The 24,974-nt window shown below is 65.5% G+C and carries 21 protein-coding genes; 15 read left to right on the top strand and 6 right to left on the bottom strand.

The features are described 5' to 3' along the window. Positions 1 to 145: 145 nt before the first annotated feature. Positions 146 to 1,309 (top strand): DNA polymerase IV, encoded by a 1,164-nt coding sequence (gene dinB, locus OHZ10_RS11610; protein WP_342702507.1) that lies wholly within the window; start codon positions 146 to 148, stop codon positions 1,307 to 1,309. Between the two features lie 58 nt (positions 1,310 to 1,367). On the opposite strand, the gene OHZ10_RS11605 is transcribed toward dinB, so the two are convergent. From OHZ10_RS11605 to fixL, 4 genes are all read right to left on the bottom strand, one after another. Next, the gene (locus OHZ10_RS11605; RefSeq protein ID WP_342702505.1) at positions 1,368 to 3,455 is read right to left on the bottom strand and encodes a M3 family metallopeptidase; all 2,088 of its coding nucleotides are present in this window, start codon (positions 3,453 to 3,455) and stop codon (positions 1,368 to 1,370) included. Positions 3,456 to 3,737: 282 nt separating this feature from the next. Further along, entirely contained in the window at positions 3,738 to 4,598 is an 861-nt protein-coding gene (gene folD / locus OHZ10_RS11600) for a bifunctional methylenetetrahydrofolate dehydrogenase/methenyltetrahydrofolate cyclohydrolase FolD (RefSeq protein WP_059233706.1), read from the bottom strand. A 239-nt stretch (positions 4,599 to 4,837) separates the two neighbouring features. Further along, on the bottom strand, positions 4,838 to 5,476 hold the full coding sequence (gene fixJ / locus OHZ10_RS11595) for an oxygen response regulator transcription factor FixJ (RefSeq protein ID WP_006493245.1): 639 nt from the start codon (positions 5,474 to 5,476) through the stop codon (positions 4,838 to 4,840). Then, positions 5,473 to 7,989: an oxygen sensor histidine kinase FixL gene (fixL, locus tag OHZ10_RS11590; protein WP_059233707.1), complete on the bottom strand. Its 2,517-nt coding sequence runs from the start codon at positions 7,987 to 7,989 to the stop codon at positions 5,473 to 5,475. Before fixL ends, fixJ begins: the two co-directional genes overlap by 4 nt. Before the next feature lie 273 nt (positions 7,990 to 8,262). Here fixL and aceE point away from each other — a divergent pair, with 273 nt between their 5' ends. From aceE to lpdA, 3 genes are all read left to right on the top strand, one after another. Next, positions 8,263 to 10,959 carry a pyruvate dehydrogenase (acetyl-transferring), homodimeric type gene (aceE, locus tag OHZ10_RS11585; protein ID WP_174993529.1) on the top strand — a complete coding sequence of 899 codons (2,697 nt, stop codon included), beginning with the start codon at positions 8,263 to 8,265 and terminating at the stop codon, positions 10,957 to 10,959. Positions 10,960 to 11,028: 69 nt separating this feature from the next. Then, positions 11,029 to 12,672 (top strand): dihydrolipoyllysine-residue acetyltransferase, encoded by a 1,644-nt coding sequence (aceF, locus tag OHZ10_RS11580; RefSeq protein ID WP_256085060.1) that lies wholly within the window; start codon positions 11,029 to 11,031, stop codon positions 12,670 to 12,672. 279 nt (positions 12,673 to 12,951) lie between these two features. Continuing rightward, on the top strand, positions 12,952 to 14,718 hold the full coding sequence (gene lpdA / locus OHZ10_RS11575) for a dihydrolipoyl dehydrogenase (RefSeq protein WP_059233710.1): 1,767 nt from the start codon (positions 12,952 to 12,954) through the stop codon (positions 14,716 to 14,718). A gap of 206 nt (positions 14,719 to 14,924) precedes the next feature. On the opposite strand, the gene OHZ10_RS11570 is transcribed toward lpdA, so the two are convergent. Next, positions 14,925 to 15,491, bottom strand: coding sequence for a phasin family protein (locus OHZ10_RS11570; protein ID WP_059233711.1), 567 nt, complete (start codon positions 15,489 to 15,491; stop codon positions 14,925 to 14,927). Between the two features lie 78 nt (positions 15,492 to 15,569). Between OHZ10_RS11570 and OHZ10_RS11565 the strand changes: the two genes are divergently transcribed. Beyond that, positions 15,570 to 15,914, top strand: a complete 345-nt coding sequence (locus OHZ10_RS11565) for a hypothetical protein (protein WP_174993498.1) — start codon at positions 15,570 to 15,572, stop codon at positions 15,912 to 15,914. A 231-nt stretch (positions 15,915 to 16,145) separates the two neighbouring features. Continuing rightward, positions 16,146 to 17,315, top strand: coding sequence for a D-alanyl-D-alanine endopeptidase (gene pbpG / locus OHZ10_RS11560; protein ID WP_059233712.1), 1,170 nt, complete (start codon positions 16,146 to 16,148; stop codon positions 17,313 to 17,315). Between the two features lie 121 nt (positions 17,316 to 17,436). Here pbpG and OHZ10_RS11555 read toward each other — a convergent pair whose 3' ends face one another. Then, positions 17,437 to 18,246, bottom strand: a complete 810-nt coding sequence (locus OHZ10_RS11555) for an IclR family transcriptional regulator (protein ID WP_059233713.1) — start codon at positions 18,244 to 18,246, stop codon at positions 17,437 to 17,439. Between the two features lie 183 nt (positions 18,247 to 18,429). On the opposite strand from OHZ10_RS11555, the gene OHZ10_RS11550 reads away from it, so the two are divergent. The 9 genes from OHZ10_RS11550 (at position 18,430) to hscB (ending at position 24,969) form a co-directional block, all read left to right on the top strand. After that, complete coding sequence (locus OHZ10_RS11550; protein ID WP_174993526.1) at positions 18,430 to 19,152, top strand: (Fe-S)-binding protein; 723 nt, start codon at positions 18,430 to 18,432, stop codon at positions 19,150 to 19,152. Positions 19,153 to 19,187: 35 nt separating this feature from the next. Then, positions 19,188 to 20,600, top strand: coding sequence for a lactate utilization protein B (locus tag OHZ10_RS11545; protein ID WP_059233715.1), 1,413 nt, complete (start codon positions 19,188 to 19,190; stop codon positions 20,598 to 20,600). A gap of 129 nt (positions 20,601 to 20,729) precedes the next feature. Then, a complete protein-coding gene (locus OHZ10_RS11540) occupies positions 20,730 to 20,957 on the top strand; it encodes a hypothetical protein (protein WP_043190346.1) in 228 nt (75 codons plus the stop codon). Between the two features lie 101 nt (positions 20,958 to 21,058). Further along, positions 21,059 to 21,541, top strand: coding sequence for a low molecular weight protein-tyrosine-phosphatase (locus tag OHZ10_RS11535; protein WP_059233717.1), 483 nt, complete (start codon positions 21,059 to 21,061; stop codon positions 21,539 to 21,541). 114 nt (positions 21,542 to 21,655) lie between these two features. Continuing rightward, entirely contained in the window at positions 21,656 to 22,195 is a 540-nt protein-coding gene (iscR, locus tag OHZ10_RS11530) for a Fe-S cluster assembly transcriptional regulator IscR (RefSeq protein WP_009691731.1), read from the top strand. Between the two features lie 65 nt (positions 22,196 to 22,260). Then, complete coding sequence (locus tag OHZ10_RS11525; RefSeq protein ID WP_059233718.1) at positions 22,261 to 23,484, top strand: IscS subfamily cysteine desulfurase; 1,224 nt, start codon at positions 22,261 to 22,263, stop codon at positions 23,482 to 23,484. A 66-nt stretch (positions 23,485 to 23,550) separates the two neighbouring features. Next, entirely contained in the window at positions 23,551 to 23,958 is a 408-nt protein-coding gene (gene iscU, locus OHZ10_RS11520; protein WP_011352562.1) for a Fe-S cluster assembly scaffold IscU, read from the top strand. Between the two features lie 65 nt (positions 23,959 to 24,023). After that, entirely contained in the window at positions 24,024 to 24,347 is a 324-nt protein-coding gene (gene iscA, locus OHZ10_RS11515) for an iron-sulfur cluster assembly protein IscA (protein WP_014896627.1), read from the top strand. A 94-nt stretch (positions 24,348 to 24,441) separates the two neighbouring features. After that, positions 24,442 to 24,969, top strand: coding sequence for a Fe-S protein assembly co-chaperone HscB (gene hscB / locus OHZ10_RS11510; RefSeq protein WP_059236685.1), 528 nt, complete (start codon positions 24,442 to 24,444; stop codon positions 24,967 to 24,969). Positions 24,970 to 24,974 lie beyond the last annotated feature (5 nt).

The raw sequence follows: 24,974 nt of genomic DNA, 5'->3' as shown, positions 1-24,974 counted from the left end.
CCTTTTCGTTTCGTGTGTCGCGGCAGACGAGTATAGGCGCCGCTGGCCGCGCCCGACCGGTACGATCCCCACCAAGCGGGCCGGTACGGCGCAGCCGGCTGCGGCCGGCCGGCGCCGGGCGTACGCGGCAGTTGAAACCGGCACTGTGTTTTTGTACAGTATCGGCACCGTGAACCCGTCCACCATTCCGCCTGCCGATCCGCACGTGCCACCGCCGGGCGACGCGCTGCCGCGCATGCGCAAGATCATTCACTGCGACTGCGATTGCTTCTACGCGTCGGTCGAGATGCGCGACGACCCGTCGCTGCGCAACCGGCCGCTCGCGGTCGGCGGCCGGCCCGACCAGCGCGGCGTGATCGCGACCTGCAATTACGAGGCGCGGCGCTACGGCGTGCATTCGGCGATGTCGTCGGCGCTCGCGATGCGCAAGTGTCCGGACCTGTTGATCCTGCCGTCCGCGATGGACAAGTACCGCGCGGCGTCGCGGCAGATCATGGCGATCTATCGCGACTACACGCCGGACGTCGAGCCGCTGTCGCTCGACGAGGCGTACCTCGACGTCAGCGGGTCGGACCGGTGCCAGGGCAGTGCGACGCTGATCGCGCGCGAGATCCGCCAGCGCGTGTTCGACACGGTCGGCGTGACCGTATCGGCCGGCGTCGCGCCGAACAAGTTCATCGCGAAAATCGCGTCCGACTGGAACAAGCCGGACGGCCTGTTCGTCGTGCGGCCGCACGAGATCGACGCGTTCGTCGCGGCGCTGCCGGTGCGCAAGCTGCACGGCGTCGGCAAGGTGACGGCCACGCGGCTCGACCGGCTCGGCATTCAGACCTGCGCGCAGTTGCGCGACTGGCCGTTGATCGACCTGCACCGCGAGTTCGGCGCATTCGGGCGGCGGCTGTACGAACTGTCGCGCGGGATCGACGAACGGCCCGTGCAGGCCGACCAGGAGCGCAAGTCGGTCAGCGTCGAGACGACCTACGTGACCGACCTGACGACGCTCGAACAATGCGCGGACGAAATCCGCCGCCTCGTCGTGCAGCTCGACGCGCGGATTGCGCGCGCGGGCGCCGCGCGGTCGATCCGCAAGCTGTACGTGAAGATCCGTTTCGCCGATTTCCAGCGCACGACGGTCGAGTGCGTGGCCGATGCGACGAATACGGAGACGGCCGTCACGCTGCTCGCGAAGGGGTTGCAGCGCCGCGCGCAGGCCGTGCGTCTGCTCGGCGTCGGCGTGCGCATCGACGAGGACACGGCCGAGCGCCACGGGCAATACTCGCTGTTCGACGACGACCCGCCCGCACCATGAAAAAAGGCACCGCCGAAGCGGTGCCTGTCGATGTGGCCGGAACGGCCGGGCGGCGCGCTCAGTGCGCGGGCGTGGCCATCCCGTTGTGGCGCAGCAGCGCATCGATTTCCGGCTCGCGGCCGCGGAACGCCTTGAACGAATCCATCGCCGGGCGGCTGCCGCCGACCTCGAGGATCTCGCGGCGATAGCGCGTGCCGGTGGCCGCGTCGAGCACGCTGCCGCTCTGGGCGGCCGCTTCCTCGAACGCCGCGTATGCGTCGGCCGACAGCACCTCGGCCCACTTGTAGCTGTAGTAGCCGGCCGCGTAGCCGCCCGCGAAGATGTGGCTGAACGTGTTCGGCCAGCGCGAGAATGCTGCCTGCGGGATCACGTGATAGCGCTCGTTGATCTCGCGCGCGAACGCGGTCACGCCGGTGGCGCCGGCCGGGTCGAAGTCGACGTGCAGCAGCATGTCGAACATCGAGAACACGATCTGGCGCAGCGTGCCGAGCCCGCTCTGGAAGTTCTTCGCGGCGATCATCTTGTCGAACAGCTCACGCGGCAGCGTGGCGCCCGTATCGACGTGCGACGACATCGACGACAGCACGTCCCATTCCCAGCAGAAGTTTTCCATGAACTGCGACGGCAGCTCGACCGCGTCCCATTCGACACCGTTGATGCCCGACACGCCGAGCTCGTCGACGCGCGTGAGCATGTGGTGCAGCCCGTGGCCGAACTCGTGGAACAGCGTGATGACTTCGTCGTGCGTGAAGCACGCGGGCTTGCCGCCGATCGGTGCCGAGAAGTTGCAGGTGAGGTAGGCGACCGGCGTCTGCACGTCGCCGCCGCGCTTCGCACGCGAGCGTGCGTCGTCCATCCATGCGCCGCCGCGCTTGCCTTCGCGTGCGTACAGGTCGAGATAGAACTGCGCGACGAGCGAGCCGTCGCGGTTTTCGACGCGGAAGAAGCGCACGTCCTTGTGCCATACCGGCGCATCGTCCGCCTTGATCCGCACGCCGAACAGCGTCTCGGTGACGTTGAACAGGCCCTTCAGCACGGCCGGCTCAGGGAAGTACTGCTTGACCTCGTTTTCCGAGAACGCGTAGCGCTGCTGGCGCAGCTTTTCGGCTGCGTATGCGACGTCCCACGGCGCGAGTTCGGTCAGGCCGAGTTCCTTCGCGGCGAATGCGCGCAGCTCGTCCCAGTCCTTGTCTGCGTGCGGGCGCGCGCGCGTCGCGAGATCCTCGAGGAATGCGATCACCTGTTGCGGCGATTCGGCCATCTTCGGCGCGAGCGACACTTCGGCGAAGTTGCGGTAGCCGAGCATCTGCGCCTCTTCGTGGCGCAGCATCAGCTCGTCGGCGACGATTGCGGTGTTGTCCCATTCGGCCTTGCCGTCGCCGTACTGCGGCCCGAGCTCCGACGCGCGCGTTGCATACGCGCGGTAGAGCGTCTCGCGCAGCGCGCGGTTGTCCGCGTACTGCAGCACCGGGAAGTACGACGGGAAGTGCAGCGTGAATTTCCAGCCGTCCTTGGCGTCCTTCTGCGCGGCTTCGCGGGCGGCTTCGATCGCGTCGCCGGGCAGGCCGGCCAGGTCGGCCTCGTCCTCGACGAAGTGCGCGTACGCGTTGGTTGCGTCGAGGACGTGGTCGGAGAACGCCTTCGACAGGGCGGCCTGTTGTTCCTGCAGTTCCGCGAAGCGCGGTTTCTGGTCCTCGGGCAGCTCGGCGCCCGACAGGCGGAAATCGCGCAGCGCGTTGTCGAGGATCTTCTTGCGCTCGGCGGACAGCGTCGCGTATTCGGCGCTCGCGGCGATCGCCTTGTACTTCTCGTACAGCGCGAGATTCTGGCCGACGCTCGACCAGAATTCGGTCACGCGCGGCAGGTTTTCACCGTAGGCGGCGCGCAGTTCGGGCGTGTCGGCGACCGCGTTCAGGTGGCCGACGATGCCCCATGCGCGGCCGAGCGGCTCCGTCGCGTGCTCGACCGTCTCGACGACGGCGGCCCAGGTCGGCGGCGTCGCGTTCGCGCTCGCGGCTTCGACCGCGCGGCTGGCGGCATCGAGCAGCGTGTCGAGCGCGGGCGTCACGTGTTCCGGGCGGATTTCGCCGAAACGGGGCAGGCCGGAGAAGTCGAGGAGCGGATTGGTAGTGGCGCTGGCGGACATAAGACTCCCTGTCTGTTGCCGGATGAACCGGGATGAAAAGGGTAACGGCGGCTAGGCGCGATGGCGCCCGATACCGACATTATTGGGGCGCATCGTGCGCTTTCCAATCGTTAGTTTCTAATGACGCGATTGACGCAAGGTCGGATGCGGGGCGACGGGCTTCCGGCGACGGGCGGCCGGCGGAGGAGGCCGCCCGCTGGCGACCGGTGCGGCGCAGCCGCGGCGATGCGGCTGGCGAGACGCCGGCGCACGGAACTGCGCGCCGGCTGAACGGGCGGGGTGTCAGGCTGCGGCAGCAGCGGCGCGCTCGGCCGCTTCGATCGTGTTGATCAGCAGCATCGTGATGGTCATCGGGCCGACGCCGCCCGGCACCGGCGTGATGTGGCCGGCAACTTCCTTCACGCCCGCGAAATCGACGTCGCCGCACAGCTTGCCCGCGTCGTCGCGGTTCATGCCGACGTCGATCACCGTCGCGCCCGGCTTCACCATGTCGGCGGTCAGGATGTTGCGCTTGCCGACCGCGGCGACCACGATGTCGGCCTGCCGCGTGTGCGCGGCGAGGTCGCGCGTCTTGCTGTGGCAGATCGTCACGGTTGCGCCGGCGTCGAGCAGCATCATCGCCATCGGCTTGCCGACGATGTTCGAACGGCCGATCACGACCGCGTTCGCGCCCTGCAGCGCGATGTCATGCGCCTCGAACATCTTCATCACGCCGTACGGCGTGCACGGACGGAACAGCGGCTTGCCGGTCATCAGCGCGCCGGCGTTCGCAACGTGAAAGCCGTCGACGTCCTTCTCCGGCGCGATCGCCTCGATCACCTTGTGGCTGTCGATATGCGCGGGCAGCGGCAGCTGGACGAGGATGCCGTGGATCTTCGGGTCGCGGTTCAGTTCGTCGATGCGCGCGAGCAGGCCGGCTTCCGACAGCGTGGCCGGGTACGCATCCTTCAGCGAGAAGAAACCGTTGTCCTCGCACGCCTTGATCTTGTTGCGCACATAGACTTCGCTCGCCGGGTTTTCGCCGACGAGGATCACCGCGAGACCGGGCTGGTGGCCGCGAGCGGTCAGGGCGGCGGCGCGTTCGCCAGCCTGCGCGCGCAGGGTCTTCGAAAGGGCGTTGCCGTCGATGAGGAGGGCTGTCATGGTGGTGGTCCTGCCGGGAAGTTGGAATGCGGGCGTACGGCACCCGAAGCGCCGTAGCAAAGCACGCAATTATACCGTTCGCCTGCTGCCGTCCGACAGGGAATCAACGGGAAGCGTCATGACCGCGGCGCGTGCGCCGGGAGGAAAGGCCGCCGCCGCGCGAGTGGGCCGCATCGCGCGGGGCGGCAAACACCGGTTGCGGGCCGGGCGGGCAGCGCCGCCGCGGCCGGCGTCGACGCTCAGGCCTGCTTCTTCGACAGCGCGAGGCGCAGCAGGTCGGCCACCGTGTTGACGTTGAGCTTTTCCATGATGTTCGCGCGGTGCGCTTCGACCGTCTTGATGCTGATGCCGAGATCGTCGGCGATCTGCTTGTTCAGGCGGCCCGCGATGATGCGTTCGAGCACCTGCTGCTCGCGCGCGGTCAGCTTCGACAGGCGTTCGCTCGCGGCACGCTGTTCCTGGACGCTCTTGCTTTCGCTTCGGGCCTTGTCGAGCATCCGCTCGACGAGCTTGCGCAACTCGGCTTCGTCGAACGGTTTCTCGATAAAGTCCATCGCACCCTTTTTCATCGTCGACACGGCCATCGGCACGTCGCCGTGACCCGTGACGAAGATGATCGGCAGCGCGGCATTGTCGGCGATCAGGCGTTCCTGCAGCTCGAGACCGCTCATGCCCGACATCCGCACGTCGAGGATCAGGCATGCGATCTGGCCGGCCTGCTGCGCCGGCTGGTATGCATCGAGGAACTGCTCCGCGCTCGAGAAGCATTGCACGCGATAGCCGTTCGCCTCCAGCAGCCAGCGCAGCGAGTCCCGTACGGCCTCGTCGTCGTCAACGACAAAGACGGTTTCCTGAGTGGTGGTGACAGGGCTATTCATAGTTCTCCCGTAACGGTATGTGATGCCGATGCCTCGCGCCCCCCTTGGCCGAGATCAGCGGGTTCCCCAATGGGCAGGCTGCAGTGGAACGTCGCGCCGGAAATGCGGCCATCCGGCTCGACGTTGTTGACCACCCACAGACGCCCCCGATGCGATTCGATGATCGAACGGCAGATGTTCAGCCCCATGCCCATGCCATCGGACTTGGTGCTGTAAAACGGTTCAAACAGGCGCTCGGCGGTCGCTTCGTCGACGCCCGGACCCTGGTCGATCACGCGGATGTCGACGAAGCCCGCATCGATGTCGGCGACGACGCGGATCACGCCGTCCGCCGCCGCCGGCTTCACGTCGGCCATCGCCTCGGCCGCGTTCTTCATCAGGTTCATCAACACCTGCTCGATCAGCACGGGGTCGACATAAATAATAGGCATTCTTGCGAGGATTTCCGTGACGATCCGGATCCTGCGCTTTCTGGCCTCGATTTCGGCAAGCCCGACCGCGTCGGCGACGATGTCCGCGACCCTTGCCGGCTGGCGTTTCGGCTCGCTGCGCTTCACGAATTCGCGAATCCGCTTGACGATCATCCCGGCGCGCAGCGCTTGCTGCGCGGTCTTTTCCAGCGCGGGCTGCAGCGTCTCGGGCGTGCCGCGGCCGCTCTTGACGAGCGCGAGCGTGCCGGAGCAGTAGTTGTTGATCGCGGCGAGCGGCTGATTCAATTCGTGAGCAATCGACGACGCCATTTCACCCATCGTCATCAATCGGCTCGTGAACTGCAGCTTCTCTTCCTGCTGGTGCGCGAGTTCCTGCGCCTTCTTGCGGGTGGTGATGTCGGTGGCGATCTGCATCTGCGCGAGGTGGCCGTCGACCCACTGGATGTACTGGCGGCGCACTTCGAACCATTTCTGGATGCTCTCGACGTACACCTCCTGCGCATCGGCGGTGCTGCTCGTCAGCGCGGCGGCCGGCAGGCCCGCGAACGCGTCGACCATGTCGATCGAGTCGGACGAGGCCTGCGCGCGGTCGAAGCCGCCGCCCGACAGCTCGAGATGGCCGTCCGGGCGGATGCCGAACAGGTGGCGGTAGTAGCGGTTCGCGAACAGCAGCTCGGCTTCGTCGGCGGCCAGCACCGACACCGCGGCGTCGAGGCTTTCGAGCACCGTCGTGAAGCGCTCGTGCGCGGCCGCGAGTTCCTCGCGTGCGCGCTTCGGCTCGGTGATGTCGGTCATCGACGACATCCAGCCGGTCTGGCGGCCCGAGCTGTCGATCAGCGGCGACACGTACAGGCGCGCGTGGAACAGCGTGCCGTTCTTGCGCCGCACGCGCAGCTCGAAGCCCGAGCTCGGCGCCTTGCCGCGCAGCGTCATGTCGAGCTGGCGCTGCATTTCCGGGTAGGCGTCGCGCGGCCAGTACGGGAACGGTGCGACCTTGCCGACCAGGTCGGTTTCGTCCCAGCCGGTCATCCGGCAGAACGCGGGGTTCACGTGCGTGATGCGGCCGTGCATGTCGAGCACGCGCATGCCGATCAGCACCGAGTTCTCCATCGCCCGGCGGAAGAACGCCTCGGCGTACAGCGCCTGCTGCGCCTCGAAGCGCTGGCGCGTGTGCTTCCACAGGCTCCAGAGGCTCCACAGCACGAAGCACGACAGGCCGGCGACGAGCCACACGAGCGTGTTGTTGGTCAGGTTCGTGAGCTGCGGGAATGCGTACACGCGCACCGTCAGCCCCTGGCCGGGCGGGTCGAGCGGCAGGTCGTAGTGCGAATCGCGCGGCAGGCGCGGGCGCGTCGACGTGGACGACAGCTCGCGGTTGTTCGCGTCGGTGATCGAGATCTTGTACTTCGACGACAGTTCCTGCGGGATGTCGTGCTTCAGGATGCCCTCGACCGAGAACACGGCGGCGATCGAGCCGAGATATTCGCGGTCGCCGCGCATCACCGGCGTCTGCAGCGTGATGAAGCCGTTGCCGAAGTCGTCGTAGATCAGCGGCGAATAGGCCTGGCGGCGCGTGCTGCGCGCCTCGTCGTACGCGCCGCGCACGGCGTCCTGCATCTGTGCGTCGCCGGGCTTCGCGAGCCGCTGGCCGAGCAACGGCGGGTGCACGGTCGGCCAGCGCTGCACGCCGGGCGCGGTGTACCAGTTCAGGTAGAGGATTTCCGGATGCGTCTGCATCACGTCCGCGACGGCCATCTGGAATGCGTTCTGGTCGAGGCGGCCCGATGCGAGATCGCGCGACAGCGCCTGCAGCTGTTCCTGCGCACCCGTCATCGACAGGCGGATCTGCTGCTGCGCCCACGCGACGTTACGGAACAGGGTGTCTTCCTGCTGCTGCTGTTCGCGGCGATTCAGGCTCCACAGGATGAGGCTCATCACCACGAGGAACACCAGGATCGACAGCAGCGGCGTCAACAAATAGGAGTTGGACCACCACGGTCCGTGGTGCCAACGGGACGGCTGCGACTCCGCCGGCGGGCCCGGCGGTCGCGCCGAGCGTGCGAAAAGCCGATCGGTCAACATGGCAGGATTGTAGCGCAGCGCAATACATGGAAAACCTATACCGGATATGTTGAACGGAAACGGTTTTGTTCCGACGACACGTGCCGGAGAGCCCCGAAATATGGGTGCAGCGCAGCAATATTTCGCATTGCGAGAAAAGATCTCACAATTCGAAAATTTTGTTGCGCAGGCCCGTGCACGCTCATTACAATCCGCTGGAGCTTGCCCGCAGCCGGCCGTGTCGCGTCGTCTGCACGAGAGCGATCCTCACATTCCAGGACCCAGGAGACGAGAATGTCCGCTGTACCGAACGAAGTGATGAAATATGTCGCCGCCGAACGTGACGACGACCCGCAAGAAACCGTCGAGTGGCTGGAGTCGCTCGATGGCGTGATCTCCTCCGTGGGCACCGGCCGTGCGCATTACCTGATCGAAAAGCAGATCGAGTTCGCCCGCATGCACGGCGAACACCTGCCGTTCTCCGCCAACACCCCGTACATCAACACGATTCCGGTCGCCGGCCAGGCGAAGATCCCGGGCGACCAGGACATCGAGCACCGCATCCGTTCGTACACGCGCTGGAACGCGCTGGCGATGGTGCTGCGCGCAGGCAAGGACACGAACGTCGGCGGCCACATCGCGTCGTTCGCATCGGCCGCGACGCTCTATGACGTCGGCTACAACCACTTCTGGCACGCAGCGTCCGACCAGCACGGCGGCGATCTCGTGTTCGTGCAGGGCCACTCGTCGCCGGGCGTATATTCGCGCGCGTTCCTGCTCGGCCGCCTGAAGGAAGAGCAGCTCGACAACTTCCGCCAGGAAGTCGACGGCCAGGGCATCTCGTCGTATCCGCACCCGTGGTTGATGCCGGACTTCTGGCAGTTCCCGACCGTGTCGATGGGTCTCGGCCCGATCATGGCGATCTACCAGGCGCGCTTCATGAAGTACCTGGAAGCACGCGGCATCGCGAAGACGGAAGGCCGCAAGGTGTGGGCATTCCTCGGCGACGGCGAGACGGACGAACCGGAATCGCTCGGCGCGATCGGGATGGCGAGCCGCGAGAAGCTCGACAACCTCGTGTTCGTGATCAACTGCAACCTGCAGCGTCTCGACGGCCCGGTGCGCGGCAACGGCAAGATCATCCAGGAACTCGAATCGGAATTCCGCGGTGCCGGCTGGAACGTGATCAAGGTCATCTGGGGCAGCCGCTGGGATGCGCTGTTCGCCCGCGACAAGTCGGGCGCGCTGATGCGCCGCATGATGGAAGCCGTCGACGGCGAATACCAGACGTACAAGTCGGAGTCGGGCGCGTTCGTTCGCGAGCACTTCTTCAACACGCCTGAACTGAAGGCACTGGTTGCCGACTGGTCGGACGACGACATCTGGGCGCTGAACCGCGGCGGCCACGATCCGCACAAGATCTACGCAGCGTTCCACGAAGCCACGAACACGAAGGGCGCACCGACCGTCATCCTCGCGAAGACCATCAAGGGCTACGGGATGGGCGAGTCGGGCCAGGCGATGAACATCACGCACCAGCAGAAGAAGCTGCCGGTCGAGCAACTGAAGAAGTTCCGTGACCAGTTCCGCCTGCCGATCACCGACGAGCAGATCGCCGACGTGCCGTACCTCAAGTTCGAGGAAGGCTCGAAGGAACTCGAATACATGCGCCAGAAGCGCATGGACCTCGGCGGCTACCTGCCGCATCGCCGCGAGAAGGCGACGTCGCTGCCGGTGCCGGCGCTCGACGCGTTCGAGCCGCTGCTGAAGGGCACGGGCGAAGGCCGCGAGATCTCGACGACGATGGCGTTCGTGCGGATCCTGAACATCCTGCTGAAGGACAAGGCGCTGGGCAAGCGCGTCGTGCCGATCGTCCCGGACGAATCGCGTACGTTCGGCATGGAAGGCCTGTTCCGCCAGATCGGTATCTGGAACCAGGAAGGCCAGAAGTACGTGCCGGAAGATTCCGACCAGCTGATGTTCTACAAGGAATCGCAAACCGGCCAGATCCTGCAGGAAGGCATCAACGAAGCGGGCGGCATGTGCGACTGGATCGCGGCGGCGACGTCGTACTCGACGCACGGCGAGATCATGGTGCCGTTCTACATCTTCTATTCGATGTTCGGCTTCCAGCGGATCGGCGACCTCGCCTGGGCCGCAGGCGACATGCGTTCGCGCGGCTTCCTGCTCGGCGGTACCGCGGGCCGCACGACGCTGAACGGCGAAGGCCTGCAGCACGAAGACGGCCACTCGCTCCTGTGGGCGGCATCGGTGCCGAACTGCGTGAGCTACGACCCGACGTTCGGCTATGAACTCGCGGTGATCATCCAGGACGGCCTGCGCCGCATGGTGCAGGACCAGGAAGACGTGTACTACTACGTCACGGTGATGAACGAGAACTACGAGCACCCGGCGATTCCGCAGGGCGAGCACGTGGCGGCCGACATCATCAAGGGCATGTACGCGTTCAAGAAGGCCGACGCCGACAAGAAGGCGCCGCGCGTCCAGCTGCTCGGCGCGGGCACGATCTTCAACGAAGTGATCGCTGCCGCCGACCTGCTGAAGAACGACTGGGGCGTTGCCGCCGATCTGTGGAGCGTGCCGAGCTTCACCGAGCTCGCGCGTGAAGGCCACCAGGTCGAACGCTGGAACCTGCTCCATCCGACCGAAGAGCGTCGCCTGTCGCACGTGCAGAAGTGCCTGAAGGACACGCAGGGCCCGGTCATCGCGTCGACCGACTACGTTCGCGCGCTGGTCGACCAGATCCGCGGCCAGATCGATCGCCGCTTCGTCGTGCTGGGCACGGACGGCTTCGGCCGCTCGGATACCCGCGAGAAGCTGCGTCACTTCTTCGAAGTCGACCGTCACTGGGTCACCGTCGCCGCGCTCAACGCGCTGGCCGACGAAGGCACGATCGAGCGCAAGGTGGTCGCGGACGCGATTGCCAAGTACAACCTCGATCCGTCCAAGCCCAACCCGATGACCGTTTAACGCACACGCCGTGTGATGCCGCGCGCCGCTCCCGCGAGGGAGCGCGCGCAGCCATGGAGACAGAAACAGATGAGTCAAGCGATCGAAGTGAAGGTGCCGGATATCGGCGATTACAAGGACGTGCCGGTGATCGAGATCGGCGTGAAGGTCGGCGATACGGTCGAGCCCGAGCAGTCGCTCGTCACGCTCGAGTCGGACAAGGCGACGATGGACGTCCCGAGCCCGGTAGGCGGCGTCGTGAAGGAAATCAAGGTCAAGGTGGGCGATTCCGTTTCGGAAGGCTCGCTGATCATCCTGCTCGAAGGGGGCGCCGCGGCGCAGGCCAATGGCGCGGCTGCGCCGGCCGCAGCACCGGCTCCGGCAGCAGCGCCGGCACCGGCCGCAGCAGCCCCGGCGGCCGCACCGGCCGCAGCCGGCGGCACGCTCGAAGTGAAGGTGCCCGACATCGGCGACTACAAGGACGTGCCGGTGATCGAGATCGGCGTGAAGATCGGCGACACGGTCGAGAAGGAACAGTCGCTCGTCACGCTCGAGTCGGACAAGGCGACGATGGACGTGCCGAGCCCGGCCGCCGGCATCGTGAAGGACATCAAGGTCAAGGTGGGCGATTCGGTATCGGAAGGCACGCTGATCGTGCTGCTCGAAGCCGCAGGCGCACCGGCCGCCGCCCCGCAGGCGAGCGCACCGGCTCCGGCCGCTGCCGCGCCGGCACCGGCTGCCGCACCGGCACCCGCGAAGGCTGCGCCGGCACCGGCTGCTGCCGCACCGGCCGCCGCGCCGTCGGGTGAATACCGCGCCAGCCACGCGTCGCCGTCGGTGCGCAAGTTCGCGCGCGAACTCGGCGTCGAAGTCGCTCGCGTGCAGGGTTCCGGTCCGAAGGGCCGTATCACGAAGGAAGACGTCACGGGCTTCGTGAAGGGCGTGATGACGGGCCAGCGCGCGGCACCGAGCGCGGCAGCCGCGCCGGCAGGCGGCGGCGAGCTGAACCTGCTGCCGTGGCCGAAGGTCGACTTCTCGAAGTTCGGCCCGTTCGAGGCGAAGCCGCTGTCGCGCATCAAGAAGATCTCGGGCGCGAACCTGCATCGCAACTGGGTGATGATCCCGCACGTCACGAACAACGACGAAGCGGACATCACCGAGCTCGAAGCGCTGCGTGTCCAGCTGAACAAGGAGCACGAAAAGGCGGGCGTGAAGTTCACGATGCTCGCGTTCGTGATCAAGGCAGTCGTCGCCGCACTGAAGAAGTTCCCGACCTTCAACGCGAGCCTCGACGGCGACAACCTCGTGTTCAAGCAGTACTTCCACGTCGGTTTCGCGGCCGATACGCCGAACGGCCTGGTCGTGCCGGTGATCCGCGATGCGGACAAGAAGGGCCTCGTTGACATCGCGAAGGAAATGAGCGACCTGTCGAAGGCCGCGCGCGAAGGCAAGCTGAAGCCGGACCAGATGCAGGGCGGCTGCTTCTCGATCTCGTCGCTCGGCGGGATCGGCGGCACGAACTTCACGCCGATCATCAACGCGCCGGAAGTGGCGATCCTCGGGTTGTCGCGCGGGCAGACGAAGCCGGTGTGGGACGGCAAGCAGTTCGTGCCGCGTCTCATGCTGCCGCTGTCGCTGTCGTATGACCATCGCGTGATCGATGGCGCGGAAGCCGCGCGGTTCAATGCGTATCTCGGCGCGTTGCTCGGCGATTTCCGTCGCATCGCTCTTTGATGAGCGGGGGGATGGCTCGCGGGGGCGTGGTTTTGTGTAGGTTCTCCACGCCTTTGTCATTGAACCTGTTTCGCTAACGGTCTATTGGCGTCGCCCCTGCGCGGGGCGGCGGTCACTTTTCTTTGTCTTCCAAAGAAAAGTAACCAAAAGAAAGGCGCGTCCTTGGGCGGACGGCAAAGGTGGTCCTGCCCAGGTTCCCGTCCTTCTGTCAGGCCGTAGTAGCGGGTTTTTCGCGGGTTTCTCCTCCTCTGTCTGCAGCTAATCAAGAAGGGGACAGTAATGAGTCTCATCGAAGTCAAGGTTCCGGATATCGGCGATTTCAGCGGCGTCGATGTCATCGAAGTCAACGTCAAACCCGGCGACGTGATCGAAAAAGAGCAAACGCTCATCACGCTCGAATCCGACAAGGCCTCCATGGAAGTGCCCAGCGACGTCGCCGGCACCGTCAAGGAAATCAAGGTCAAAGCCGGCGAGAAAGTCTCGCAAGGCACCGTCATCGCCATCGTCGAAGCCTCGGCAGGCGCCGCGGCGCCCGCGAAGGCACCCGAGGCAGCGAAGCCCGCAGCCGCTGCACCGGCACCGGCCGCAGCCGCTCCGGCGCCCGCGCCGCAAGCCGGCAGCTACGCCGGCGCAGCCGACATCGAGTGCGACATGCTCGTGCTCGGCGCCGGCCCCGGCGGCTACTCGGCCGCGTTCCGCGCGGCCGATCTCGGCATGAAGACCGTGCTCGTCGAACGCTACTCGACGCTCGGCGGCGTGTGCCTGAACGTAGGCTGCATCCCGTCGAAGGCGCTGCTGCATACGTCGCTCGTCGTCGAGGAAGCCGCGGCGCTCGCGTCGCACGGCATCACGTTCGGCAAGCCGGAAGTCGACCTCGACAAGCTGCGCGACTTCAAGGGCGGCGTCGTCAAGAAACTGACGACGGGCCTCGCCGGCATGGCCAAGGCACGCAAGGTCGAAGTGGTCACCGGCGTCGGCGCATTCGTGGATCCGTTCCACATGGAAGTGCAGGGCGAAAACGGCAAGAAGGTCGTCAAGTTCAAGCAGGCGATCATCGCCGCGGGCTCGCAAGCCGTGAAGCTGCCGTTCATGCCGGAAGACCCGCGCGTCGTCGATTCGACGGGCGCTCTCGAACTGCGCCAGCTGCCGAAGCGCATGCTCGTGATCGGCGGCGGCATCATCGGCCTCGAAATGGCCACGGTGTACTCGACGCTCGGCGCCGAGATCGACGTCGTCGAAATGATGGACGGCCTGATGATGGGCGCCGACCGCGATCTCGTGAAGGTCTGGGAAAAGTACAACGCGAAGCGCTTCGGCAACGTCATGCTGAAGACCAAGACGGTCGGCGCGGAAGCGAAGGAAGACGGCATCTACGTGAAGTTCGAGGGCGAGAAGGCGCCGGCGGAAGCGCAGCGCTACGACCTCGTGCTCGTCGCAGTGGGCCGCAGCCCGAACGGCAAGAAGATCGGTGCCGACAAGGCCGGTGTCGCAGTCACGGACCGCGGCTTCATCGACGTCGACAAGCAGATGCGCACGAACGTGCCGCACATCTTCGCAATCGGCGATATCGTCGGCCAGCCGATGCTCGCGCACAAGGCCGTGCACGAAGGCCACGTCGCAGCGGAAGCCGCGCACGGCGAGAAGGCGTATTTCGACGCACTGCAGATCCCGTCGGTGGCCTACACCGATCCGGAGGTGGCGTGGGCCGGCAAGACGGAAGACCAGTGCAAGGCCGAAGGCATCAAGTACGGCAAGGCCGTGTTCCCGTGGGCCGCTTCGGGCCGCGCGATCGCGAACGGCCGTGACGAAGGCTTCACGAAGCTGATCTTCGACGAGGAAACCCATCGCGTGATCGGTGGCGCCATCGTCGGCCTGAACGCGGGCGACCTGATCAGCGAAGTGTGCCTCGCCGTCGAGATGGGTGCGGACGCGGAAGACATCGGCAAGACGATCCATCCGCACCCGACGCTCGGCGAATCGGTCGGCATGGCCGCCGAACTGTACGAAGGCGTCTGTACGGACCTGCCGCCGCAACGCAAGAAGTAACGCGGCCGGCACGGCCGGCCATGCGCCGGCCGCGAAAAAACGCCGCCGCCCGGGCAATCCGGGCGGCGGCGTTTTCTTTTGTACGCAGCTGGCGCGAGGGTCAAGCGGCCGTTCGAAGCCGGCTGGCGGCTGCCGGTTCGCACACGTTCCGGCGTCAGAAACGAAAAAGCCGCGCTGGGCGCGGCTTTTTCAGGAGCAGGGGACGCTTACGCGGCCGGCTTGCTCGAACGACGTGCAGCAGCGGCGGTAGCAGCCTTCGTTGCGACGGCAGCAGCAGCGTTGAAGTTCGTTTCAGCGATTTCGACGGCTTGCTTCGTGGCCTTCTGAACCGTTTCGTACGTGGTGTTCGCAGCGTTCAGTGCCGACTTCAGCGCGGCGACAGCCGTTTCCGAACCGGCCGGGGCGTTCTTCGCGACGTTGTCGACGAGTGCCTGGACCTTCTTGTTCTGCTCTTCGAATTGCGCTTCGGCAACCTTCGTGAACTCGGCTTGCGTCGACGATGCGATTTCGTACAGGTGACGGCCGTACGACAGCACCTTTTCAGCGACCGGCTGCGACAGGCTGGCTTGCAGTGCGATCAGTTCCTGAGCGTCCTTCACCGACAGCAGACGCTGTGCGTTTTCCTGGCTCTCGGCCAGCGTCGACTTCACGACCTGCAGGTTGAGTTCGATCAGCTTTTCGACGCCTTCGAACGCCTTGGTCGTCAGACCGAACAGGCTTTCGAGGTTGGCTTTTTGTGCAGCGGCGATTTGCTCGGGGGTCAGCAAGGACATGTCAAGCTCCTGAAAAGCGATCACGTCGATCGCAGGGTAAAGGGCACTACGCAGGGGAACCTCGGATGTGCGTGCTTTGTGCAACGCAGCAATGAGGCGTATTTTAGGGCAGAGAAAACGGATGTCAAGTATTATTTGTGCGTTGCACAATCGCGACAAATTATCGATAAAACAACGAGTTATCGTGGTCGTCCGGAATCGGTTTCACGCGTGATCCCAGATGGTGCGCACGACCGCGGGGCAAGCGCGGCGCACCATGATCATGCACAGGTAAACCTGACAGGCCCATGGAACGTTATCCTTCTGTCCTTGTCGAAAAACGCGCTGTTTTTGATGCGCGTGCCGTTGCGACGTGCCGCCGCCACGGTCGAGACCGGCGCCTTTGGCACGCCGGGCACCGGATACGTAGTTTCCCCGCTTTAAATCGCCTCCAAAGTGACGTTATCTCAATTAACCGTGTGGTAATCGGGAGACGGGCGCTGTCGGGCAGTGCACCCATGAGTTTTTTCGATGGGGGCGGGAGGGTTCATTGGTCTGAGGTTGACCGACCCTTACATTCCGGTTTAACGACGATCGGTAAGTGCCTAATATTGCTCTTTTTTTCAGCTTTAACTACACTTGCGGGAACCTCCCGCCCGCTTTGTCCAGACCCCAATGAAAGCCGAATCGTTTTCACCCCGCAGATTGTTGCAGAGCATGACGCTCGGCACGGCTGTGTCGGTCGCAGTCGCCTTGCTGGCGACCACCGCGTCCGTCGTGCCTGCTGACGCCTTTGCCGCCACTGCGAAGACCCAACAAGCCGCCAAGAAAAAGGCCGTCGCTCCTGCTTCGTCAGCGAAGAAGAAGTCGGCCAAGGCGACGTCCGACAAATCCGCCAAGGTCGCTGCGGCCGATGCGCCGCGCGCGAAAGCGTCGCGAAAGCGCGTGACGCTCACGGCGAACAACCTGCATGGCGGCCATCGCGGCGCGGTCCGCAAGGTCGCGTTCCAGCCGCGCCGGCCGACGGTCGGCCAGGCGTTCGGCCTGCACGACACGCCCGACGCGCTCGCGCTGCGTTCGAGCGTCGCGTACGTCGTCGACCAGAATTCCGGCGAGCCGCTGTTCGACAAGAATTCGCACGCCGTCGTGCCGATCGCGTCGATCTCGAAGCTGATGACGGCGATGGTCGTGCTCGACTCGAAGTCGCCGATGACCGACCAGATCGAAGTCACCGACGAAGACCGCGACTACGAGAAGGGCACGGGCTCGCGCCTGTCGGTCGGCTCGGTGCTGTCGCGCGAGGACATGCTGCACATCGCGCTGATGGCGTCGGAAAACCGCGCGGCCGCGTCGCTGTCGCGCTACTACCCGGGTGGCCGTCCGGCGTTCATCGCTGCGATGAACGCGAAGGCGAAGGCGCTCGGCATGACCGATACGCACTTCGAGAATTCGACGGGCCTGTCGAGCTCGAACGTGTCGAGCGCACGTGATCTCGTGAAGATGGTCAATGCGGCGTACCAGTACCCGATGATTCGTCAGTTCTCGACCGATCGCACCTACGAGGTGTACACGGGCAAGCGCAACCTGGTCTACAACAGCACCAATGCGCTGATCCGCGGCAACGGCTCGTGGGACATCGGCCTGCAGAAGACGGGCTTCATCAACGAAGCGGGCGAATGCCTCGTGATGCAGGCGACGATCCACGGCCGGCCGATGGTGATGGTGCTGCTCGATTCGTTCGGCAAGTACTCGCGCTTCGCCGACGCATCGCGCCTGCGCAACTGGCTCGACGCCGGCGGCGGCGAGCGCCTGACGGCAGCCAACACGCCGAACGGCGGGACCTGATCGCGCCGCGGTGTTTCACGGCCGCTTCGCAGGCTGCAACGAAAAAGCCCCGCAATCGCGGGGCTTTTTTTCGTCCGGCAGAACCGGGATCGGAAGCGGAACCGGAGCGGCGAGGGCAGCCTTACGCCTGCCGTTGCAGCCCGTCCACGTCCTTCGAGGGCGCCGGCCGGTAGCCGAGCGATTCCGAGATGGTGAGCGCGGTGCGGCTCAGCTGGCCGAGCCACGCGTCCTGCAGGCGGTCGGCCGGTGCCGACAGCGACAGGCCCGCGACGAGCTTGCCCGAATCGTCGTAGATGCCGGCCGCGATACAGCGTACGCCGAGCTCCAGCTCCTCGTTGTCGCGCGCGCACGATTGCTGGCGGACGATCGTCAGCTCGCGCTCAAGCTTTGCGATGTCGGTGATGCTGTTCTGCGTATGGCCGGACAGCCCCGTGCGCGTGGCATAGGCGCGCACGCGCGATGTTTCGTCGGCCGCGAGGAACAGCTTGCCGACCGACGTCAGGTGCAGCGGCGCACGGCCGCCGATCGCGCGGACGACCTGCATCCCCGAGCGCTCCGAATACGCGCGCTCGATGTAGACGATCTCGTCGCCCTGACGCACCGACAGGTTCACGGTCTGCCCGGTGAGACGGTGCAGCTCGCGCATCGGCATCAGCGCCGCGTCGCGCACCGACAGGCGCGCCTTCACGAGGTTGCCGAGCTCCAGCAGCCGCATGCCGAGGCGATAGGTGCCGGGATCGGAGCGGTCGACGAGGCGACAGGTCACCATGTCGTTGAGGATGCGGTGCGCGGTCGACGGGTGCAGCTCCGTGCGCTGCGCCAGTTCCTTCAGGCTGACAGGATCACTGTGCGCGGCGAGCGCGTCCAGCAGCCGCATCATGCGTTCGATCACCTGGATCGACGTTTTTGAATCCGGGGTGGGTTGGCTCATGTCGGGGGAGAAATCGGTTGACGCGTCAAGCGGTGTTGCAACGATTGTATCTCGTATTGTGAAAAAAGCGAACGCCGTTCGAGGAAGTCCTCGTTTCGCGCACGGCGGGCTTGCGCGCGAACCGGCGTTGGTCTTGCCGGCCAAACGGCGGATAATGAGTGCCGTTTTCTCGAAGGAGCACGTATGCGAGTCGGTTTGTTCGTGACCTGCCTGGTCGATCTGATGCGCCCCGAAATCGGTTTCTCGGCGCTCAAGCTGATTCGCGACGCCGGCTACGAGGTGATCGTGCCGCCCGCGCAGACCTGCTGCGGCCAGCCGGCCTACAACTCGGGCGACCGCGCGCTCGCGCGCGACCTCGCGGAAAAGACGCTGCGCGAATTCGAGCAGTTCGATTACGTCGTTGCCCCGTCGGGTTCGTGCGGCGGGATGATCCGCGCGCACTACGGCGACCTGTTCCGCGACGACCCCGAACTGATGGGACGCTACACGCGGTTCCAGCAGAAAGTCCATGAGCTGACCGATTTCCTCGCGAACGTCGCGAAGGTGTCGCTCGCGCCGGGCGAATTCACGGGCCCCGTCACCTATCACGACGCGTGCTCGGGCCTGCGCGAACTCGGCGTGAAGGCACAGCCGCGCGCGCTGCTCGCGCAGCGCGGCGTCGCGGTTACCGAGATGAAGGACTGCGAGCACTGCTGCGGCTTCGGCGGCACGTTCGCGGTCAAGTACGGCGACATCTCGGCGGCCATCGCGGACGAGAAATGCGCGAACGTGCGCGCGTCGGGCGCGGGCACCGTCGTGCTCGGCGATCTCGGCTGCATGCTGAACATCGAAGGGCGGTTGCGCCGCACCGGCGACCGCGACACGCGCGTGCTGCACGTCGCGCAGGTGCTGGCGGGCGACGTCTGACGCCCGGTTCCGCTCACTTATTCCCCGATACCGCGATGCAAGTCCAATCGATGCATTTCAAGGCGCGCGCCGGCCAGAAGCTGGCCGACCAGCGCCTGCAGCAGAACCTGAAGAAGCTGTCGACGAAGTTCGTGTCGGCACGCGCCGACGCGATGACCGCGATCGACTTCCCGGCCACGCGCGCCGCGCTGAAGGCGCGCCGCAACCGCGCGCTGGAGAACCTCGACGTGTGGCTCGAAGCATTCGAGCGCGAAGCGACGCGGCGCGGCACGACGGTACTGTTCGCCGAAACGACCGCGGATGCCGCGCGGCTCGTGGCCGACATCGCGCGCCGGCACGACGTGAAGAAGGTCATCAAGACCAAGTCGATGGTGTCCGAGGAAATGCGCCTGAACGCGGTGCTCGCGGAGATGGGCGTGCAGTCGATCGAGACGGACCTCGGCGAATACATCCTGCAGATCAACGACAACGAGCCGCCGAGCCACATCATCGCGCCCGTCGTGCACAAGGACAAGGACGAGATCGCCGACCTGTTCGCGCGCACGCACCACCGCGAGCGGCTCACCGAGATTCCGGACATGACGCGCGAGGCACGCGAGGTGCTGCGCCCGCATTTCATGTCGGCCGACATGGGCGTGACGGGCGGCAACTTCGTGATCGCCGAGACCGGCTCGGTCGCGATCGTGACGAACGAAGGGAACGAGGGCATGTGCACGGTGATGCCGCGCGTGCACGTCGCGGTGACGGGCATCGAGAAGGTGCTGCCGACGCTCGAGGATCTCGCGACCGCGATGCGCCTGCTGCCGCGTTCCGCGACCGGGCAGAAGACGTCGAATTATTTCTCGCTGCTGACCGGGCCGCGCGGGCCCGGCGACGAGGACGGCCCCGAGCACAACTACGTGGTGCTGGTCGACGGCGGACGCACGGGCCTGATCGGCGGCGAATTCCAGGAGATGCTGCGCTGCATTCGCTGCGGCGCGTGCATGAACCACTGCCCGGTGTACCAGAAGGTCGGCGGCCATGCGTATGGCTGGGTCTATCCGGGGCCGATGGGGTCGGTGCTGACGCCGAGCTACGTCGGACTCGACCGCACGCTCGACCTGCCGCAGGCCGCGACGCTATGCGGCGAATGCGACAGCGTGTGCCCGGCCGGGATTCCGTTGTCGCACCTGTTGCGCACGCTGCGCGAGAAGCAGGTCGAGCGCCATCTGCGGCCGTGGCGCGAGCGGGCGGCGCTCGCCACTTGGGGCTTCTTCGCGCGGCGGCCGATGCTGTATGCGCTGACGACCAAGCTCGCGGTGCGCGTCCTCGAGCGGCTGGGCGGCAGCGGCGGCACGCTGCGCCGTCTGCCGATGATGGGCGGCTGGATGGATACGCGCGACATGCCGACGCCGACCGGGCGCACGTTCCGCGAGCTGTACGCGGCGTCTCAAAGCCACCTCGGCTGACGACTGTTCATCGGGCGGCAACAGTGCGTTCGCTATTTGCATATTTATCTCGATAGGTGCGGTCTATAGAATCCTGTCTGTAGTCCCCGGAATTGGGTTTCGGGGTACCCGGTCAAGGAGGTCCGCATCATGAGAAAGACAATATCGATGTACTGGCCGCTGGCAATCGTCGTCCCGCTTGCAGCGGCAGCCTATCTGCATGCGATGGCCGATGCGCCGTCGCGTGGCCCGCTGGCAGTGCACCAGGCGTCTGCCGAGCTGGCGCGCGCGGTGTCGTTCGGGCTGGTCGGCGACGCGGCGAAGCCGCTGCCGGCCGCATCCGGCGATGTCGTGCTCGCCGCGCCGAAGGCGCTGTAATGCACGGCGCCGTCGCTTTGCGCGGCGGCGCGGTTTCGGCCGTCTTTGTATAATGGCGTGCTCTTCTCCCACGCGGTCCGCCGCAACTTTGCGATAGTGCGATGACCCGCGTTGCGATCTGTTTCGTCTGTCTCGGCAACATCTGCCGTTCGCCCACCGCCGAAGGCGTGATGCGCCACCAGGTCGATGCGGCCGCGCTGGCGGACAGGATCGCGATCGATTCGGCCGGCACCGGCGACTGGCACGTGGGCGAGCCGCCCGATACGCGGGCGCAGGCGGCCGCGCTCGGCCGCGGCTACGACCTGTCGGCGCTGCGCGCGCGGCAGGTGAGTGCGGCGGATTTCGAGCGCTTCGACCTGCTGCTCGCGATGGACGAGGCGAATCTCGCGGAATTGCAGCGCCGCTGCCCGCCGCAGCATCGCGACAAGGTGCGCCTGCTGATGGAATTCGCGCCGGATTCGGCCGAAACCGAAGTGGCCGATCCGTATTTCGGCGGTGCGCAGGGTTTCGAACAGGTGCTCGACCAGGTCGAACGCGCGTGCGCGGGCCTGCTGGAGACGCTGCGGGCCCGTACGGCGCGCTGATCGCACGGTATTCAGCGGTCTGCGAATACCCTACCAAAGGCATGGATACTTGACTAAAATCGTCAAATATTTATACTTGACCAAAATCGTCAAGATTGCAGTCCCCTAGACACTATGAGACTCACCACCAAAGGCCGTTTCGCCGTCACGGCGATGATTGACTTGGCACTGCGCCAGGAGCAGGGCCCGGTGACGCTTGCAGGCATCAGCCAGCGCCAGCGGATTTCGCTCTCGTATCTCGAACAGCTGTTCGGCAAGCTGCGCAGGCATGAAATCGTCGAATCCGTGCGCGGCCCGGGCGGCGGCTACAACCTCGCGCGTCGCGCGCAGGACGTCACCGTTGCCGACATCATCATCGCGGTCGATGAACCGCTCGACGCCACGCAGTGCGGCGGCAAAGGCACGTGCGACGGCTCGAAGCAGCCCGACGGCCATTGCATGACGCACGAGCTGTGGTCGACCCTGAACCAGAAGATGGTCGAATACCTCGATTCCGTGTCGCTGCAGGATCTTGTCGATCAGCAGCGTGCACGCGAGGGCGCCCCTGCGGTGCTGCGCGATCGTCGCACACCGGAGCCCGTCGCCGCACCGGCCGAGCCCGTGCGCACGATGCCGCTCGGCCCCAATTCGGTGTTCAACATCGCGAGTTCGTGAGCGCGAAGGCGCCCGCCATACCCCATAACGCACATAGTCCCTGCACAGAATACCCGGAGCGACAGATGACCCAAGAGACTCTCCACCTGCCCATCTACATGGATTACAGCGCGACGACGCCCGTCGATCCGCGCGTGGTCGACAAGATGGTGCCGTACCTGCGCGAGCAGTTCGGCAACCCGGCGTCGCGCAGCCACGCTTACGGCTGGGACGCTGAGCGTGCAGTCGAGGAAGCGCGTGAACAGGTTGCCGCACTCGTGAACGCGGATCCGCGCGAGATCATCTGGACGTCCGGCGCAACGGAGTCGGACAACCTGGCGATCAAGGGTGCCGCGAACTTCTACAAGGGCAAGGGCAAGCACATCATCACGGTGAAGACCGAGCACAAGGCCGTGCTCGATACCTGCCGCGAGCTCGAGCGTGACGGTTTCGAAGTCACCTACCTCGACGTGAAGGATGACGGCCTGATCGACCTCGACGTGTTCAAGGCCGCGCTGCGCCCGGACACGATCCTCGTGTCGGTGATGCACGTGAACAACGAGATCGGCGTGATCCAGGACATCGAGACGATCGGTGAGATCTGCCGCGAGAAGGGCATCGTGTTCCACGTCGACGCCGCGCAGTCGACCGGCAAGGTCGGGATCGATCTCGCGAAGCTGAAGGTCGACCTGATGTCGTTCTCGGCGCACAAGACCTACGGCCCGAAGGGCATCGGCGCGCTGTACGTGCGCCGCAAGCCGCGCGTGCGGATCGAAGCGCAGATGCACGGCGGTGGCCACGAGCGCGGCATGCGTTCGGGCACGCTGCCGACGCACCAGATCGTCGGCATGGGCGAAGCGTTCCGCATCGCCCGCGAAGAAATGGCGACCGAGAACGAGCGCGTCCGCATGCTGCGCGACAAGCTGCTGCGCGGCCTGTCGCAGATCGAGGAAACCTACGTGAACGGCGACATGGAACACCGTGTCCCGCACAACCTGAACATCAGCTTCAACTTCGTCGAAGGCGAGTCGCTGATCATGGCGATCAAGGACGTCGCGGTGTCGTCGGGCTCCGCGTGCACGTCGGCGTCGCTGGAGCCGTCGTACGTGCTGCGTGCGCTCGGCCGCAACGACGAACTCGCGCACAGCTCGATCCGCTTCACGGTCGGCCGCTTCACGACGGAGCAGGAAGTCGACTTCGTGATCGACCTGCTGAACAGCAAGATCGCGAAGCTGCGCGAACTGTCGCCGCTCTGGGAAATGCACCAGGAAGGCATCGATCTGTCGACGATCGAATGGGCCGCACACTAATAGCGCATTGAATACACCCGCGGGCGGATGACGCACGCAGACGTAACGAGTCAAGGAGTCTGAGTCATGTCTTACAGCAACAAGGTTCTGGATCACTACGAAAACCCGCGCAACGTCGGTTCGTTCGCGAAGGACGACGACACGGTCGGCACGGGCATGGTCGGCGCGCCGGCTTGCGGCGACGTGATGAAGCTGCAGATCCGCGTCGGCGCGGACGGCGTGATCGAAGACGCGAAGTTCAAGACCTACGGTTGCGGTTCCGCGATCGCGTCGAGCTCGCTCGTCACCGAGTGGGTGAAGGGCAAGACGCTCGACGAGGCACTGTCGATCAAGAACACGCAGATCGCCGAAGAACTCGCGCTGCCGCCGGTGAAGATTCACTGCTCGATCCTCGCGGAAGACGCGATCAAGGCAGCCGTGGCCGACTACAAGAAGCGCCACGACACCACGGAAGGCGATCAGGCAGCAGCCTGAGCGGCATCGAGCGGCTAGAGAAGGAAACGCGGCGGGCCCCGGTGGCGCGCCGCGGCAAGGACATCATGGCAATTACACTGACCGAAAAAGCAGCACAGCACGTCCAGAAATACCTCGTCCGTCGCGGCAAGGGTGTGGGCCTGCGGCTTGGCGTTCGCACGACCGGGTGCTCGGGGCTCGCGTACAAGCTCGAGTATGTCGACGAGCTGGCTCCCGAGGATCAGGTGTTCGAGAGCCATGGCGTGAAGGTGATCGTCGATCCGAAGAGCCTCGCGTACATCGACGGTACCGAGCTCGACTTCGCCCGCGAAGGCCTGAACGAAGGGTTCAAGTTCAACAACCCGAACGTGAAGGACGAGTGCGGTTGCGGCGAATCGTTCCGCGTGTGACGCGGACCTCCGCGCGATGCGGGCAAGAGGCGGCACGGGCCGCCTTTTTAATGTGCGGCGTTTGCCGCGCGACGAACCGGAATTGAACGCGACGATGGTCTCGCTGAAAGACAGCCACTTCGACCTGTTTCACCTGCCGGCGCAATTCGCGCTCGACGAAGCGGCGCTCGACACCGCCTACCGGACGGTGCAGACGCAGGTGCATCCGGACCGCTTCGCGGCGGCCGGCGACGCGCAAAAGCGCATCGCGATGCAATGGGCAACCCGCGCGAACGAGGCATACCGCACGCTGCGCGATCCCCTGAAGCGCGCGTCCTATCTGCTGTCGCTGCGCGGCGTCGACATCGGCGCGGAAAACAACACGGCGATGGAACCTGCGTTCCTGATGCAGCAGATGGAGTGGCGCGAAGGCATCGAGGATGCCGCCGCCGCCCGCAACGTCGACGCGCTCGATGCGCTGCTTGCCGAGTTGCGCGACGAGAAGCGCGTGCGTGTCGAGCGCCTCGGCACGTTGCTCGACAGCGGCGCCGACCAGGCCGCCGCGGAAGCCGTGCGCCAGCTGATGTTCATCGAACGCGTCGCGTCGGAAGTGGGCGCGCAGATCGAGCGCCTCGAAACTTAACCGCG

Source organism: Burkholderia arboris (assembly GCF_038723655.1).
GTDB lineage: Bacteria > Pseudomonadota > Gammaproteobacteria > Burkholderiales > Burkholderiaceae > Burkholderia > Burkholderia arboris.
The sequence above is the reverse complement of the archived record's forward strand: the minus strand, read 5'-3'. Positions and strand labels throughout refer to the sequence as shown.